Raw genomic sequence first — 16,754 nt, 5'->3', positions numbered from 1 at the left:
CCCGCGCAGCATCGTCACGGAAGGAAGCGCCATGGAGGAATTGCTGCAGCAACTGCTTTCCAGCCTGAAAGGCATCTGGAAATACCGCTGGCATGCGCTGCTGGTGGCCTGGCTGGTGGCCATCGGCGGTTTCATCAAGGTCATCAGCCTGCCCGACGAGTACCAGACCCGGGCGCGCGTGTTTGTCGATACGCAAACCATCCTCAAGCCCCTGCTGTCCGGCATGACCAGCGTGCCGAACGCGGAACAGCAGGTGGCCATCATGAGCCGCACCCTGCTCAGCCGCCCCAACGTGGAACGCGTCATGCGCATGGTCGACCTCGACCTGGACTCGAAGACCGTGCGCGAACATGAGGCCCAGCTCGATGAACTGATGGGCCGCATCAAGATCAGCGGCACCAACGCCTTCGACATCTACACCATCAGCTACAGCGGCGGCGACCCGAAACTGGTGCGCGATGTGGTGCAGAGCCTGCTGACCATCTTCGTCGAAGGCAGTTTCCAGGGGAAAAAAGGCGATTCGCAGAAGGCCGTGCAATTCATCGACGAGCAGATCAAGAACTACGAAGACAAGCTGAGCGCGGCGGAAAACCTCGTGAAGGAATTCAAGATCCGCAACAACCTGCTGCTGCCGCGCCAGGGCATCGACTATGGCAGCCAGCTGCTGATGTCATCCGATAGCCTGAACAATGCCAAGCTGGAGCTGGTCGAGGCGGAACAGTCGCGCAAGGCCATCCAGAGCCAGATCGAAGGCGACGAGCCGGTGCTGGACCTGGAACCGAACGCGGCGGCGATCAGCAATCCCGAGCTGGACGAGCGCATCGCCTCGCTCAACAAGAACCTCGACAGCCTGCGCATGCAATTTACGGAATTGCATCCCGACATCATCTCCTCGAAGCGTCTGATTGCCCAGCTGGAAGAACGCAAGGTCGAGGAGAGCAAGCTGAAGGCGGCGTCGGGCGACCCCGGCAAGAATTACAGTCCCATGCTGCAGCAGCTGAAGGTGGCGCTCACGGATGCGGACGCCAAGGTGGCCGCCATCCGCGCCCGCGTGCAGGAATATAGCGCGCGCAACGAACGCCTGCTGGCGCAAAGCAATGCCGTGCCCGAGGTGGAGTCGCAACTGGCGCAACTGAACCGCGACTACATCATCAACAAGGAAAACTATGAAAAGCTGATCGGCCGGCGCGAAGCGGCCAAGCTGTCAGGCGAACTCAGTTCCACCACCGACATGATGGCCTTCAAGATCATTGACCCGCCCACGGTGCAGTACAAGCCCATCGGTCCGAATCGTTCGCTGCTGTTCAGCGCGGCGCTGGGCGCGGCCCTGGTGGCCGGCATCGCCGCCGCCCTGCTGATCAGCCAGGTGCGCCCCACCTTCCTCAGCCCTGCCGAACTGCGCGATGCGACGGGCTTGAACGTGCTGGGCACGGTATCGATGAACTGGACGCCGCTGCAGCAGGTGCGCCGGCGCCGCGCCCGCTACGCCTTTGGCGCCTGCCTGGGCAGCCTGTTCGTGCTGTACGGCGGCATCATGACCGCCGTACAGCTGAAATTCTAGACCACGCCACGGGAGCGACGATGAGCAGCAAGGACAAGGACAGCGGCAGGCAGGAACCCACCATCCTGGGCGTGGCCGAGTCCGGCGTGCCCTACCTGGCGCAGGGCGCCCCCGCGGCGACGCATCAGGCGGGCCCGGCAGCGTCGCCCCAGTACCGGGCCCTGAACCTGCCCCGGCTGCAGGAGCAAGGCATGCTCACGCACGACGGCGGACGCAGCAGCGTGGCCGAGGATTTCCGCATCATCAAGCGCCCGCTGCTGCGCCAGGCGCGCGCCGGCGGCGCCGACGCCGTGCGCCACGGCAACCTGATCGTCGTCACCAGCGCCATGCCCGGCGAAGGCAAGACCTATTGCGCCATCAACCTGGCCATGAGCATCGCCATGGAAATGGATATCACGGTGCTGCTGGTCGACGCCGACGTGGCGCGCCCGTCCGTGCTGAAAGTGCTGGGCCTGGCGCCGGAGCCGGGCCTGATGGACGTGCTGCTGGACCCGCAACTGTCCATGGCGGACGTGATCCTGAAGACCAACATCGCCAACCTGAGCATCCTGCCAGCCGGCCGCAGCAACAAGCATGCGACGGAATTGCTGGCCAGCCGGGCCATGAGCCGCCTGCTGGCCGAGATCGCCAGCCGCTATGCCGACCGCATCGTCGTCTTCGACTCGCCGCCGCTCCTGATCACCAGCGAAGCGCATGCGCTGGTGGGCCAGATGGGGCAAGTGGTGATGGTGGTGGAAGCGGAAACCACGACCCAGCACGCCGTCAAGGAAGCGCTGCGCCAGATCGAATCGTGCGAACACATTCATTTGATCTACAACAAGACCAAATCGTTCCCCGGCAACGATTATTATGGCTACGGCAATTACGACTAGCGGCCATGCGCCGCTGGCCTGGTTGCCCTTGCTGTCCCTGCTGCTGCCCGTGCCCGCTTCCGCGCTCGAGTGGCTGGTGCAGCCCTCGCTGCGCCTGCGCGAAACGTATACCGACAACGCGCTGCGCACCCCGAACGCACAGGCGCAGTCCGACTTCATCACGGAAATCGCGCCCGCCATCGCCCTCATCGGCAGCGGCCCGCGCCTGCGCGTGCACCTTGACTACAGCTGGCACAAGTACCTGAGCACGCAACGGGCCGACACGGACCAGCACCAGTTGCGCGCCTCGGGCGACGCCGAACTGGTGAAGGACTGGTTTTTCGTCGACGCGGCCGCCAGCGTCAGCCGCCACAGCATCTCGCCGTTCGGCCCGCAGGTGATCGACGACTTGCCCGGCCCGGACAATGCCAGCACGGTGCGCACCACCAGTGTCAGCCCGTACCTGCGCCACCGTTTCCGCGGGCTCGCCACGGCCGAGCTGCGCTACACGCGCAACAACGTGGCCAGCGGCGGCGACCTGCTGTCCATGCACAGCGACGAGGTGGAACTGCTGCTCAATGGCGAGCCGCGCGGCGGCGGCTGGACCTGGAACGCCAGCCACGACGCGCGCCGCACGCAGGACAGCAAGCTGGCGCCGCTGCGCATGGAACGCAGCAGCGTCGGCCTGCGCTACCCGTTCAGCAGCAAATGGTCGGGCACGGCCAGCGGCGGCACGGAAAAGGAAGGCTATGAATCGATCACGGGCAAGGCGCCGGCGGGCCGCTTCTGGTCGCTGGGCGGCGTGTGGACGCCGTCGCCGCGCACCAGCGTGGCCTTCAGCACGGGCAAGCGCTACTTTGGCCACACGTACGGCTTGAACGCCAGTTTCCTGCAGCGCCACACCAGCTGGCAACTCAGCTACAGCGAAAACATCACCAGCATGCCCGCGCAATTCCTGCGCCTGGGCAACCGCGATGCGGCCAGCCTACTCGACCAGTTGTGGCGCGGCGTGTTCCCGAACGACCTGGAACGGCGCCTGCGCGTCGATGCCTTCCTGCGCTACGCCAACGGGCTGGGGCCGGAACTGGGCGCCATCAATTACTTCAGCCACCGCTATTTCCTGCAGAAACAGCTGAGCATGACGATGGCCCGCGCCACGGCGAAAAGCACGCTGGTGTTCGGCATCAACGCCGTCGATCGCACGGCGCAGACGTCCAGCGGCATCGACAGCGTCCTGCTGCCGGGCGTGGAATTCGGCAGCGAAGACCGCACGCGCCAGATCGGCAGCAACCTGGGCTGGAGCTGGCAAGCGAACTCGCGCAGCAGCCTGAACCTGAATGCCGGCTACGCCAGCGTGCGCTCGCTGAGCGTGCCCCGGCGCGACAACAACGCCACCCTCACGGCCGGCTACAGCCGCACCTTGCAGCGCAAGGTGACAGCCAGCATCGACGTGCGGCACACGCGGCACACGAGCAGCCGCGGCGGCAACTACCGCGAAAACAGCGTCAGCGCCACGCTCAACATGCAATTCTAGGAGGCCGCCATGCCCGACCACGCTTCGCATCCCGCCGCGCCCGCGCACTTGCTGTGCGTGGTGGCCGCCCGTCCCAACCTGATGAAGATGGCGCCCATCCTGGCCGCGCTGGCGCGGCAGGCGCCCGCGCTGCGCGTGACGCTATTGCATACTGGGCAACATTATGACCCGGCCATGAGCGGCCAGGTATTTGCCGACCTGGGCATGCGCGCGCCCGACATCGCGCTCGACGTCGGGTCCGGCAGCCACGCGCAGCAGACGGCCGAGATCATGCGCCGCTTCGACGCCGTGCTGGATGCCCATCCGCCGCTGGCGCCCGACGCCGTGCTGGTGGTGGGCGACGTCAATTCCACCCTGGCCTGCGCGCTGGTGGCGGCCAAGCGGGCCATGCCCGTGATCCACGTCGAGGCGGGCCTGCGCAGCGGCGACCGGCGCATGCCCGAGGAAATCAACCGGCTGCTGACCGACCAGCTCTCGTCGCTGCTGCTGACCAGCGAACCGGGCGCGCGCGCCAATCTGTTGCGCGAAGGCGTCGCCGCCGAACGCATCGTCTTCACGGGCAACGTCATGATCGACAGCCTGCGGCAGCAATTGCCGCGCGCCGTGGCGCCCGCCGCCACCCTGAGCGCCCACGGCCATGCCTGCCCGCCCGCCTTTGGCGTGCTGACCCTGCACCGGCCCTCGAACGTGGATGACGGCGCGCAACTGGCGGCCCTGCTGGACGCGCTGGGCCAGTTGTCGCGGCAACTGCCGCTGCTGTTCCCCATCCATCCGCGCACGCAGGCCGCCTTGCGCCTGGCGGGCTTGCAGGACAGGCTGGCGCAACTGCCCCTGGTCTGCCTGCCGCCGCTGGGCTACCTGGAAATGCTGGGCCTGATGCAGGCGGCACGCCTGGTGCTGACGGATTCGGGCGGCATCCAGGAGGAAAGCACGGCGCTGGGCGTGCCCTGCCTGACCTTGCGCGACAACACGGAGCGGCCCGTCACTGTCAGCGATGGCACGAATACGCTGGCCGGCACGCATCCGCCAACCATCCTGGCGCTGGCGCGCGCCATCCTGGAAACGGGCGGCAAGCGCGGCCGCCTTCCCCCCCTGTGGGATGGCCACGCGGCCGCGCGCATCGCCGCCGCCATCGTGCCGTGGCTGGCCGCGCGCGGGGAGCGGCCATGAGCCTGCCGCCACCGGTCCGCAACGCGCTGACCATCGACGTCGAGGATTATTTCCAGGTCTCCGCCTTCGCGCCGCACATCGACCGCGCCGACTGGCCGCGCCTGGAATGCCGCGTCGAGGCCAATATCGAGCGCATCCTGCTGCTGCTCGCGGGCCGCCGCATCCACGCCACTTTTTTCACCCTGGGCTGGATCGCCGAACGCTATCCCGCCATGCTGCGGCGCGTGGCGCACGCGGGGCACGAGGTGGCCAGCCACGGCTACGCGCATCTGCGCGCCTCGGACCAGTCGCCCGCGCAATTCGCCGACGACGTGCGCCACAGCAAGACCATCCTGGAACAAGTGACGGGCCAGGCCGTGCTGGGCTACCGCGCGCCCAGCTTTTCCATCGGCGCGGCCAACCTGTGGGCCTTCGACGTGTTGCAGGAAGCGGGCTACCGCTACAGTTCCAGCATCTACCCGATCCGCCACGACCATTACGGCATGCCGGACTCGCCCCGGTTCGCCTGGCGCCCACGCGGACCGCAAGGCGTGCTGGAACTGCCCGTCAGCACCGTGCGTCTGCGCGGACGCAACCTGCCGGCCGGCGGCGGCGGCTATTTTCGCCTGCTGCCATATCCACTGTCGCGCTGGCTTTTGCGGCGCATCAACTCGCTCGACGGGCAAGCTGGCATATTCTATTTTCATCCTTGGGAACTCGATCCCGGCCAGCCGCGCCCGCCAGGCCTGGGCGCCAGGACGCGCTTTCGCCACTACCTGAACCTGGGTCGCATGGAAGCGCGGCTGGCGCGCCTGACGCGCGATTTCGCCTGGGGCCGCATGGACCGCATTTTTCTTGAGAGCACATGATGCACGAGGCCAGCCTTCCTCTCGACCGCCCCGGTCCAGCTTGCGCGCCCACTCCCGCCGACGCCGACCGGCCGGGCGCCATCACGGTGCTGCAACTGCAGCGGCACGAGCATGCGCGCTGGGATGCCTTTGTCCTCGATTGTCCCGACGCCACCTTCTTTCACCGCGCCGGCTGGCACACCATCATGGAACAAGGCTTCGGCCACGACAGTTATTTTCTGTATGCGGAGCAGGACGGGCGCATCGCCGCCGTGCTGCCGCTGGTGCACCTGCACAGCCGCCTGTTCGGCTCGTCCCTCGTCTCGCTGCCGTTTTGCGTGTATGGCGGCATCGCCGGTGGCGGCGCGCCCGCGCGGCAGGCGCTCGACGGCGCGGCGCAGGCCCTGGCGCGGCGCCTCGGCGTGGGCCACCTGGAATACCGCTGGCGTGACGCGCCGGGCGTATCGGGCGACGGCTGGCTGCACCAGCCGCTGTACGCGACGTTCCGCCGCCCCCTGCACGCCGATGCCGAGCACAACCTGCTGGCGATTCCCCGCAAGCAGCGCGCCGTGGTGCGCAAGGGCATCGCCAACGGCTTGCACAGCGCCATCGATTACGATCTGAGCCGTTTCTACCCGATCTACGCGGCCAGCGTGCACCGCCTGGGCACGCCCGTTTTCGCGCGGCGCCACTTTGCCCTGCTGCGCTCCGTGTTCGGCAACGACTGCGAGATCCTGACCGTGTACCAGGCACAGCAGGCGCAGGCGAGCGTGCTGGTCTTCTATTTCCGCGATGAGGTGCTGCCCTATTACGGCGGCGGCAGCGTGCTGGCGCGCAGCTCGGGCGCCAACGACTTCATGTACTGGGAAGTGATGCGCCGCGCCGGCGCGCACGGCTACCGCCTGTTCGACTTCGGCCGCAGCAAGCTGGGCACGGGCGCCTACGACTTCAAGAAAAACTGGGGCTTTGCGCCGCAGCCGCTGCCGTACACGTACCGGTTGGTGCGCGCCAGCAAGCTGCCACATGTCAATCCCAGCAATCCGAAATTCGCCCTGTCGATCCGCGCCTGGCGCCGCCTGCCGCTGCCGCTGGCCAACCTGCTGGGGCCGCACATCGTGCGGCAACTTGGCTGAGCAGGCGGGCACACCATGCGCGAACTCCTGTTCCTCACGCACCGCTTGCCGTTCCCTCCCGACAAGGGTGACAAGATACGCTCATGGCACATGCTGCAATACCTGAGCCGGCACTTCCGCGTCCACCTGGGCTGTTTCATCGACGATGACGACGACTGGCGGCACACGAAGGCCGTGGCCGCCCTGTGCGCCAGCACGCGCTTCATCGGCTTGCGGCGCGGTGTCGCCCGCTGGCGCGCCGCGCAGGCGCTGCTGTCGCGGCAAGCCATGAGCGTGCAGTACTACCGCGATCCGCGCCTGCTGCAATGGGTCGAAGGCGTGCTGTCGGGGGGCAAGGTGCGCCACGCGCTGGCCTACTCCGGCCCCATGGCGCAATACATCGACGGCAGCGCGGGCCGCGCGCTGCACCGCGTGATCGATTTTGTCGACGTCGATTCCGACAAGTGGCGCCAGTACGCCGACAGCAAGCCGTGGCCGCTGTCGCAGCTGTACCGCCGCGAAGCCCAGCTGCTGCTGCAATACGAACGCCATATCGCCCAGCAATTCACGGCCGCCAGCTTCGTCTCGCCGGACGAGGCGGCCCTGTTCCGCCAGTGCGCCCCCATGGCGCGGCGCAAGACGGGCCATGTCAATAACGGCGTCGATGCCATGTATTTCAATCCCTCCCTGGCGCAATCGCAGCCCGGTCCGTATGCAGCGGGCGCGCAAGTGCTGGTGTTTACGGGCGCCATGGATTACTGGCCGAACATCGATGCCGTGCAATGGTTCGTGCGCCTCGTCTGGCCCGCCCTGCGGCGCCAGTTCCCGCAGCTGCAGTTCTATATTGTCGGCAGCCGGCCGGCGCCGGCCGTCACGGCCCTGGCCAGGGTGGCCGGCGTGACCGTGACGGGCAAGGTGGCCGACATCCGCCCCTACCTGGCGGGCGCGGCGCTGGCCGTGGCGCCGTTGCGCATCGCCCGCGGCGTGCAGAACAAGGTCCTCGAAGCGATGGCCATGGGCAAGATCGTGCTGGCCACGCCGCAGGCGCTCGAAGGCATCGCCGCCCAGCCGGGGCTGGAACTGCTGCTGGCGCGCGACGCGACGGAATTCATCCACCACGCCGCGCGCGTGCTGCGCCAGGCGCACGGCGGCGGCGAGGCCATCGGCGCGGCCGCGCGCCAGCTGGTGCTGCAGGAGTATGACTGGGAGAAAAACCTGCAAGGCCTGGGCGCCATGCTGGGCCTGCCGGCGGCGGCCGTCGCCGGCAGCGGCGCGCCGGCCGCCACGCCACTGCCGGCGCGGGAACCATCCACATGAGCGTGCAACTGGACAGCGCCATCCGCTTGCCGGACGCGGCCAACCAGCCGGCAGGCCAGCGCAGCCCGGCCATCACGGCGCTGCTGCTGGTGCTGGCCGCCGTCGTGCTGCTGTACCACGCCACGTTCTGGTCGATGCTGGAACTGTGGTCGCGCTCGCAAACCTTCGCGCACGGCTTTTTGATCGTGCCCATCAGCGCGGCGCTGGCCTGGCGCCGCCGCGCCCGGCTGGCGGCGCTGGCGCCCCGGCCATCGCTGCACGGCGTGCTGCTGCTGGCCGTGCTGGGCCTGGCCTGGCTGCTGGCGGACGCGGCCAACGTGCAAGTGGTGGAGCAATATGCGGCCACGGCCATGCTGCCCGCCTGCGTGCTGGCCATCCTCGGCTGGCCGGCCGTGCGCCTGCTGGCCTTTCCGCTCGCCTATCTGTTCCTCGCCGTGCCGTTTGGCGAAGTGTTCCTCGAACCGCTGATCGACTTCACGGCCAGCTTCACGGTGCTGGCGCTGCAGCTGACGGGCGTGCCCGTGTTCCGCGACGGCAGCAATTTCTCGCTGCCGTCGGGTAACTGGTCGGTGGTGGAAGCGTGCAGCGGCCTGCGCTACCTGATCGCCGCGCTGGCCCTGGGCGCCCTGTTCGCCCACCTGCAGTGTCACAGCGCGCGCCGGCGCGTGGCCATCATGGCCGCCGCCCTGCTCGTGCCCATCCTGGCCAATGGCGTGCGCGCCTACCTGATCGTCATGCTGGGCCACTTGAGCAATATGCGCCTGGCCGTGGGCGTCGACCACCTGATCTACGGCTGGCTGTTCTTCGGCCTGGTGGCGCTGCTGCTGTTCTGGCTGGCCGCACGCTGGCGCGAAACCCCGGTGGCGGGGGCGCCGCCGTCCGCGCCGGCGGTCGCCACGCGCGCGCAGGGACGCGCCAGCCTGCGCAGCGTCGTCACCTGCCTGTGCATCGCCGCCCTGTGGCCGGCGCTGGCTCTGGCCAGCCATCGCGGTGCGGGCGGCACGCCTGCCGCCATCGTGCTGGACCTGGCCGATCCGCCCGGCTGGCGGAGCCTGTCCGGCGTGTCTCCAGCCTGGCGGGCGCCGTTCGCCGGCACGCCCGCGCAATACCTGGCCACGTATGCGCGCCTTGACGGCGGCGAGCAGGTCGGTTTGCAACTGGCCTGGTATGCGCGCCAGGCGCGCGACGCGGAGTTGCTGGCGCACCAGAGTCTGCCCTTTGGCGCGCACTGGGTGCCGCTGGCGCAGCGCCCGCGGCAAGCGTCCCTGGCGCAGGGCGTGCTGGCCGTGCGCGAAAACGTGCTGGGGCGTGGCAGCGAGCGCCTGCTGGTGTGGCGCTGCTATCGCCAGGGCGGCGTAGCGACGGCCGAGCCCGTCGTCGTCAAACTGCTGCTGGCCAGGGCCAAGCTGCTGGGCACGCGCCAGGATGGCGCGGAAATCCTCGTCTTCGCCCCCTACGATGAACTGGCGCCGCCGCCGCGCGCGGCGCTGCAAGCTTTCTTGCGGGCGGCCCTGCCCGCCATCGAACAACGCTTGCAGGAGTTGCCGCATGGCCCTTGACACCGATACGGATACGGAAACCGACAGCGCGCCGCCCCTGATCGTGCACGTGATCCACCAGCTCGACGTGGGCGGGCTGGAAAACGGCCTCGTCAACCTGCTCAACCATTTGCCGCCCGGCCGCTACCGCCACGCCATCGTCTGCCTGAAGAACGCCACCGCGTTCCGCCAGCGCCTGACGGCACCGGGCGTCGACATCATCAGCCTGGGCAAGCGCGAAGGCAAGGACTGGCGCCACTATGTGCGCCTGTACCGCGTGCTGAAACAGCTGCGCCCGGCCCTGGTGCACACCCGCAACCTGGGCTGCATCGAAGCGCAATTGCTGGCCTGGCTGGCCGGCGTGCACCTGCGCGTGCATGGCGAGCATGGGCGCGACATCGACGACTTGCACGGCACCAGCCGCAAATACCGGCTGCTGCGCAAATGCATGCTGCCGCTGGTGCAGCATTTCATTGCCGTCAGCGCCGACCTGGGGCAATGGCTGGTGGACGTCATCGGCGCGTCGCCCTCGCAGGTGTCGCACATCGGCAATGGCGTCGACAGCGTGCAGTTCCACCCGCGCCTGGGGCCGGCCGCCGCCGTCGGGCCGCCCGGCTTCCTGTGCAACGGCGCCTTCGTCATCGGCAGCGTGGGCCGCCTGGCCGCCGTCAAGGATTACCGCTCGCTGGTGCAGGCCTTCCTTTTGCTGCTGGCGCAACCGGGCGCGCGCGCGCGCCTGCGCCTGATGATCATCGGCGACGGCCCCTGCCGCGAAACGTGCCTGGGCATGCTGCAGCAGGCCGGCGCCGCGCACCTGGCCTGGCTGCCCGGCGCGCGCGACGACGTGGCCCAGCTGCTGCGCGCCATGGACCTGTTCGTGCTGCCGTCGCTGGCCGAGGGCAGCTCGAATACCATCCTCGAAGCCATGGCCACCGGCTTGCCCATCGTCGCCACCCAGGTGGGCGGCAACGCGGAACTGGTGCAGTCGGGCTGGAGCGGCACCCTGGTGCCGCCCGGCTCGCCCGAAATGCTGGCCGACGCCATCCTCGATTACTACAGCATGCCCGAGCTGGGGCCGCGCCACGGCGCGCGCGGGCGGCGCCAGGTGCTGGCAGAGCACAGCCTGCCCGCCATGGCCGGCGCCTACCTGGCCGTGTACGACCGCCTGACGGGCGCGCGCCAGCCCTCTCCCCTGTCCACCACTCCCTGAAAGGCCTCCCATGTGCGGCATCAGCGGCATCTTCGACTTGCAGGGCCAGCGCGACATCGACCTGGGACTGCTCTCGCGCATGAACCACAGCCTGCGCCACCGCGGTCCCGACGAAGGGGGACTGCACCGCGAGCCGGGCCTGGGCCTGGCGCACCGGCGCCTGTCCGTGATCGACCTGGCCAGCGGCCAGCAGCCGCTGTTCAATGCCGACCGCAGCATCGCCATCGTCTTCAATGGCGAAATCTATAACTACCGCGGCCTGATGGCGGAACTGCGCCAGTTCGGCCACCCCTTCCGCACCAGCAGCGACACGGAAGTCATCGTCCACGCCTGGGAGCAATGGGGCGAACAGTGCGTGCAGCGCCTGCGCGGCATGTTCGCCTTCGCCCTGTGGGACCGGCGCCGCCATGTGCTGTTCCTGGCGCGCGACCGCCTGGGCGTGAAACCGCTGTACTACGGCGAGGCGGACGACGGCACCCTGCTGTTCGGCTCCGAACTGAAGGCCCTGCTGGCGCATCCGGGCATGCCGCGCGCGCTCGACCCGCTGGCCGTGGAGGAGTATTTCGCCTACGGCTACGTGCCCGAGCCGCGCAGCATCTTCCGCCAGGCGCGCAAGCTGCCGCCCGGGCATACCCTGTCGATCCGCGCGGGCCAGCCGCTGCCCGCGCCGCAGTGCTACTGGGATATCCCGTTCACGCCGAATCCCCCCGCCAGCGAGGCGCAGGCGGCCGACGAACTGCTGGCGCGCCTGCGCGAAGCGGTGCGCATCCGCATGGTGGCCGAAGTGCCGCTGGGGGCCTTCCTGTCCGGCGGCGTCGATTCGAGCGCCGTCGTGGCCCTGATGGCGGGCGCCAGCGCCACGCCCGTGAACACCTGCTCCATCTCGTTCGGCGACCCGGCATACAACGAGGCGCGCTACGCCGACCTGGTGGCGCGCCGCTACGGCACCTTCCACCACGCGCGCCAGGTGGAGCAGGACGATTTCGAGCTGATCGACCTGCTGGCCAACCTGTACGACGAACCGTTCGCCGACAGTTCCGCCATGCCCACCTACCGCGTGTGCCAGCTGGCGCGCCAGCGGGTCACGGTGGCCCTGTCGGGCGATGGCGGCGATGAAAGCCTGGCCGGCTACCGGCGCTACCGCCTGCATACGCGCGAAGAAAAGGTGCGCAAGGCGATGGACCCGCTGCTGCCGGCGGGCCTGCGCCAGTCGCTGTTCGGCACCCTGGGGCGGCTGTACCCGAAGGCCGACTGGGCGCCGCGCTTCCTGCGCGCCAAGACCACCTTCGAAGGCCTGGCGCGCGACACGACGGATGCGTATTTTCACGGCGTCAGCCTGCTCGGCGACGCCATGCGCGCGCGCCTGTTCAGTCCCGAGCTGCGGCGCAGCCTGCACGGCTACCGCGCCGTGGAAGTGCTGCGCCGCCACGCGCTGGCCAGCCCCGCGCAGGACCCGCTGTCGCAGGTGCAGTACCTGGACCTGAAAACCTACCTGCCCGGCGACATCCTCACGAAAGTCGACCGGGCCAGCATGGCGCACGCGCTGGAGGTGCGCTCGCCCCTGCTCGACCATGAGCTGGTGGCGTGGATGTCGGGCCTGCCGCCGCAGCTGAAACTGCGCGGCGGCGAAGGCAAATACCTGCTGAAGAAGGCCTTGCGCCCCTTGCTGCCCGACGAACTGCTGTACCGCCAGAAGATGGGCTTTTCCGTGCCGCTGGCCGACTGGCTGCGCGGCCCGCTGCGCCAGCGCCTGCAGCAGCGGCTGCTCGGTCCCGCCCTGGCGCAGTGCGGCCTGTTCGACATGGATTACGTGCGCCTGCTACTCGAGCAGCATGCCAGCGGGCGGCGCGACTTCAGCGCGCCATTGTGGTCGCTGCTGATGTTCGAAGCCTTCTTGCGCCAGGTGCTGCCCATCGACGGCCGCCAGGCGGCGGTACCCGCGCCGGCCATGGCCATGGAGTAAATCCATGCGCATCCTGCACATCCTCGACCACTCGCTGCCCCTGCACAGCGGCTACACCTTCCGCACCCTGGCCATCTTGCGCCAGCAGCGCGCGCTGGGCTGGCAGACCATGCAGCTGACCAGTGCCAAGCAGGGGCCCGCCGGCGCGCCGCAGCAGCTGGTCGACGGCTGGCATTTTTACCGCACGGCGCCCAGTGCGCGCTGGTGGGCGCGCCTGCCCGTGCTGCGCCAGCTGGCCGTGATCACGGGACTGGCCGTGCGCCTGCGCCGGCTGGCGCAGCGCGTGCAACCCGATATCCTGCATGCGCACTCGCCCGTGCTCAACGCCCTGGCCGCCCTCAACGCGGGCCGCGCGCTGGGCATTCCTGTCGTGTACGAGGTGCGCGCGTTCTGGGAAGACGCGGCCGCCGACCATGGCAGCAGCCCGCCCGGCGGGCTGCGCTACCGGCTCACGCGCGCGCTGGAAACCTACGCGCTGCGCCGCGCCGACGCCGTCACCACGATATGCGAAGGCTTGCGGCGCGAGCTGTGCGCGCGCGGCGTGCCGGCCGATAAGATCACGGTGATCCCGAACGCCGTCGACGCCGCCGCGTTTGACGCCGCCCCCGATCCCGCGCTGGCCCGCAGCCTGGACCTCGAAGGCCATCCTGTCATCGGCTTCATCGGCTCCTTCTATGCGTATGAAGGCCTGGCCCTGCTGCTGCGCGCCATGCCACGCATGCTGGCGGCGCAGCCGGCGCTGCGGCTGCTGCTGGCCGGCGGCGGGCCGCAGGAGCAAGAGCTGATCGCGCTGGCGGCCGCGCTGGGTATCCGGCATGCCGTGGTGTTTGCCGGCAGGGTGCCGCATGCGCAGGTGGCCGCGTATTATCAGCTGCTCGACATCTGCGTGTATCCGCGCCTGGCCATGCGCCTGACGGAGCTGGTGACGCCCCTGAAACCGCTCGAGGCGATGGCGCAGGGCCGTCTCGTGGTCGCTTCCGACGTGGGCGGCCACCGTGAACTGATCGAGCATGGCCGCACCGGCGTGCTGTTTCGCGCCGGCGACGCCGACGCGCTGGCGCATGCCGTATCGACCTTGCTGCGGGAGACGTCGGCCTGGCCGGCGCTGCGCAGCCGGGCGCGCAGTTTTGTCGGCGCACAGCGCACCTGGGACGCCAGCGTGGGCCGCTATGCGCCCGTGTATGCGCGCCTGACCGATGCCGCGGGAACCCCGCCATGATGCTGACGGGCTTGCGCATCGCGCTCGTCGGCCCGCTGCCGCCGCCGGCCGGCGGCATGGCGAACCAGACGGCGCAGCTGGCGGCGCTGCTGCGTGCCGATGGCGCGCAAGTGCAGCTGCTGGCCGTCAACGGGCCGGCTTTGCCGCCCTGGCTGGGGCGCGTGCGCTACCTGCGCGCCGCGCTGCGCCTGCCGATCCACCTGTGGCGGCTGTGGCGCGCGGCCAATACGGTCGACCTGTTCCACATCATGGCCAATTCCGGCTGGTCCTGGCACTTGCAGGCCGCGCCCGCGCTGTGGATCGCCAGCATGAAGGGCAAGCCGGCCCTGCTCAATTACCGGGGCGGCGAGGCGGCCGCCTTCCTGGCCCGCTGGCCGCGCCTCGTCTCAATAAGCCTGCGCCGCGCCAGCGCCATCGTCGTGCCCTCGGCATACCTGGCCGGCGTCTTCGAAGCCCACGGCCATACGGCGCACATCGTGCCGAATGTGCTGGACCTGCGGCGCTTCACGCCTGACGCGCCGCGCACCCCGGCCGCCCCGTGCATCCTCGTGCCACGCCACCTGGAGGCGCTGTACGACAACGCCAGCGCCGTGCGCGCGTTTGCCATCGTACGGGCAGCGTATCCCGCCGCGCGCCTGGTACTGGCCGGCGGCGGCCCGCAGCGCGCCGCGCTGGAGCGGCTGGCCGCCGCGCTGGGCGTGGCCGATGGCGTGGCGTTCGCCGGCCATGTCGACAACGCCGCCATGCCGGCCCTGTACCATGCCAGCGATATCGTCCTCAATCCCAGCCTGGCCGACAACATGCCGATCTCCGTGCTCGAGGCGCTGGCCTGCGGCGTGCCCGTCGTCAGCACCAGCGTGGGCGGCATCCCCGCCTTGCTGGAACACGACAAGACGGCGCTGCTGGTGCCGCCCGGCGATGCGCCCGCCATGGCGCAGGCCATCCTGGCCCTGCTGCGCGAGCCAGCGCGCGCGCGCCGGCTGGCCGACGCGGGCCTGGCGCACGCGGCCAGCTTCGCCTGGGAGCGCATCGCGCCGCGCCTGGCCACGCATTACCGCCGCATCCGCGCCGCGCCGCGCCCCGGTGCCTACACGCGCTGCGTCGCCCGCTGGCTGTTCCCCCTGCACGAGCGGATCAAGGGCCACGACAGCGCGCCGCTGCTGCGGCAGATGGAGCGCTCGCAGTGGTGGAGCGCGCAGCAGCTGCAGCAGTGGCAGCTGGCGCGCCTGCGCGAGCTGCTGCGCCATGCGGGCGAGCACGTGCCGTACTACCGCGCGCTGTTCGCCCGCATCGGCTTCGATCCCGGCCAGGTGCGCCAGCTGGCGGACCTGGCCCGTCTGCCGCTGCTGCGCAAGGCCGACATCGCCGCCGCGCGCGACCACTTCAAGTCCGCGCGCGCCGTGGGCTTGCGGCCATTCGCCACGGGCGGCTCCAGCGGCGAGCCGCTGCTGTTCTTCCTCGGACGCCGCCGCATCAGCCACGACATCGCCGCCAAATGGCGCGCCACGCGCTGGTGGGGCGTGGATATCGGCGACCGCGAAGCCGTGCTATGGGGCTCGCCCATCGAACTGCACGCGCAGGACCGGGTGCGCCGCCTGCGCGACGCCCTGCTGCGCACCACCCTGCTGCCCGCGTTTGCCATGTCGCCCGCGCGCCTGGACGGCTACGTCGAGCGGCTGCGCCGCTGGCGTCCGCGCATGCTGTTCGGCTACCCATCGGCCCTGTGCCGCATCGCCAGCCACGCCGGCGCGCACGACTTGCCGCTCGACGGCCTGGGGGTGAAAGTGGCGTTCGTGACGGCCGAGCGCCTGTACGACGAGCAGCGCGCGCAGATCGCCGCCGCCTTCGGCTGCCCCGTGGCGAACGGCTACGGCGGGCGCGACGCGGGCTTCATCGCCCACGAATGCCCGGACGGCGGCATGCACATCACGGCCGAAGACATACTCGTTGAAATTGTCGATGCGCAAGGCCGCGCCCTGCCCGCCGGCGCATCGGGGCAGATCGTCGTCACCCACCTGGCGACGCAGGACTACCCGTTCATCCGCTATGCGACGGGCGACGTGGGCGCGCTGGGCACGCAGCCGTGCGCCTGCGGGCGCGGCTTGCCGCTGCTGCAAAGCATCGAGGGGCGCAGCACGGATTTCGTCACGGCGCAGGATGGCACCGTCATGCACGGCCTGGCCCTCGTCTACATCGTGCGCGAACTGCCGCAGGTGCGCGGCTTCAAGATCATCCAGGAAAGCCTGCAGCGCACGCGCGTGCTGCTCGTCTGCCAGCCGCGCCTGGACGAGACCACGCGCGCCGCCATCGTGGCCGGTTTCCGGGCCAGGCTGGGCGGGCAAGTGGACATCGCCATCGAGGAAGTCGACGAGATCGCGGCCGAAGCGTCGGGCAAGTACCGCTATGTGGTGAGCCGGGTGGCGTGAATCCATCCCAATGCAGCATTCCCAGC

12 protein-coding genes are annotated in these 16,754 nt (G+C 69.6%); all 12 read left to right on the top strand.

What is annotated here, in order from left to right; all coding sequences use genetic code 11:
- Window positions 1-31: 31 nt before the first annotated feature.
- From BM193_RS09760 to BM193_RS09705, 12 genes are read left to right on the top strand one after another with little or no spacing between them, the layout of a single operon-like run.
- A complete protein-coding gene (locus tag BM193_RS09760; protein WP_092797548.1) occupies window positions 32-1,561 on the top strand; it encodes an XrtA system polysaccharide chain length determinant in 1,530 nt (509 codons plus the stop codon).
- Between the two features lie 20 nt (window positions 1,562-1,581).
- Window positions 1,582-2,433, top strand: coding sequence for an XrtA-associated tyrosine autokinase (locus tag BM193_RS09755; RefSeq protein ID WP_092797547.1), 852 nt, complete (start codon window positions 1,582-1,584; stop codon window positions 2,431-2,433).
- The gene (locus BM193_RS09750) at window positions 2,411-3,946 is read left to right on the top strand and encodes a TIGR03016 family PEP-CTERM system-associated outer membrane protein (protein ID WP_092797546.1); all 1,536 of its coding nucleotides are present in this window, start codon (window positions 2,411-2,413) and stop codon (window positions 3,944-3,946) included. Before BM193_RS09755 ends, BM193_RS09750 begins: the two co-directional genes overlap by 23 nt.
- 9 nt (window positions 3,947-3,955) lie before the next feature.
- The gene (gene wecB, locus BM193_RS09745; RefSeq protein ID WP_092797545.1) at window positions 3,956-5,116 is read left to right on the top strand and encodes a non-hydrolyzing UDP-N-acetylglucosamine 2-epimerase; all 1,161 of its coding nucleotides are present in this window, start codon (window positions 3,956-3,958) and stop codon (window positions 5,114-5,116) included.
- The gene (locus BM193_RS09740) at window positions 5,113-5,964 is read left to right on the top strand and encodes an XrtA system polysaccharide deacetylase (protein ID WP_092797544.1); all 852 of its coding nucleotides are present in this window, start codon (window positions 5,113-5,115) and stop codon (window positions 5,962-5,964) included. Before wecB ends, BM193_RS09740 begins: the two co-directional genes overlap by 4 nt.
- A complete protein-coding gene (locus BM193_RS09735; RefSeq protein WP_092798037.1) occupies window positions 5,964-7,076 on the top strand; it encodes a FemAB family XrtA/PEP-CTERM system-associated protein in 1,113 nt (370 codons plus the stop codon). The genes BM193_RS09740 and BM193_RS09735 overlap by 1 nt, the downstream gene beginning before the upstream one ends.
- A 15-nt stretch (window positions 7,077-7,091) precedes the next feature.
- The gene (locus tag BM193_RS09730) at window positions 7,092-8,372 is read left to right on the top strand and encodes a TIGR03087 family PEP-CTERM/XrtA system glycosyltransferase (protein ID WP_092797543.1); all 1,281 of its coding nucleotides are present in this window, start codon (window positions 7,092-7,094) and stop codon (window positions 8,370-8,372) included.
- Window positions 8,369-9,931 carry an exosortase A gene (xrtA, locus tag BM193_RS09725; protein ID WP_092797542.1) on the top strand — a complete coding sequence of 521 codons (1,563 nt, stop codon included), beginning with the start codon at window positions 8,369-8,371 and terminating at the stop codon, window positions 9,929-9,931. Before BM193_RS09730 ends, xrtA begins: the two co-directional genes overlap by 4 nt.
- Window positions 9,921-11,120: a TIGR03088 family PEP-CTERM/XrtA system glycosyltransferase gene (locus tag BM193_RS09720; protein WP_092797541.1), complete on the top strand. Its 1,200-nt coding sequence runs from the start codon at window positions 9,921-9,923 to the stop codon at window positions 11,118-11,120. Before xrtA ends, BM193_RS09720 begins: the two co-directional genes overlap by 11 nt.
- 10 nt (window positions 11,121-11,130) lie before the next feature.
- Entirely contained in the window at window positions 11,131-13,083 is a 1,953-nt protein-coding gene (locus BM193_RS09715; protein WP_092797540.1) for an XrtA/PEP-CTERM system amidotransferase, read from the top strand.
- 4 nt (window positions 13,084-13,087) lie between these two features.
- Complete coding sequence (locus BM193_RS09710; protein ID WP_092797539.1) at window positions 13,088-14,302, top strand: TIGR04063 family PEP-CTERM/XrtA system glycosyltransferase; 1,215 nt, start codon at window positions 13,088-13,090, stop codon at window positions 14,300-14,302.
- On the top strand, window positions 14,299-16,728 hold the full coding sequence (locus BM193_RS09705; protein ID WP_092797538.1) for a glycosyltransferase: 2,430 nt from the start codon (window positions 14,299-14,301) through the stop codon (window positions 16,726-16,728). Before BM193_RS09710 ends, BM193_RS09705 begins: the two co-directional genes overlap by 4 nt.
- The last annotated feature ends 26 nt before the right edge of the window (window positions 16,729-16,754 follow it).

Origin of the sequence: Janthinobacterium sp. 344 (assembly GCF_900112025.1) — a bacterium.
In the GTDB taxonomy this organism is placed as follows: domain Bacteria; phylum Pseudomonadota; class Gammaproteobacteria; order Burkholderiales; family Burkholderiaceae_D; genus Janthinobacterium.
This window is presented reverse-complemented; position numbering and strand designations above follow the sequence as displayed.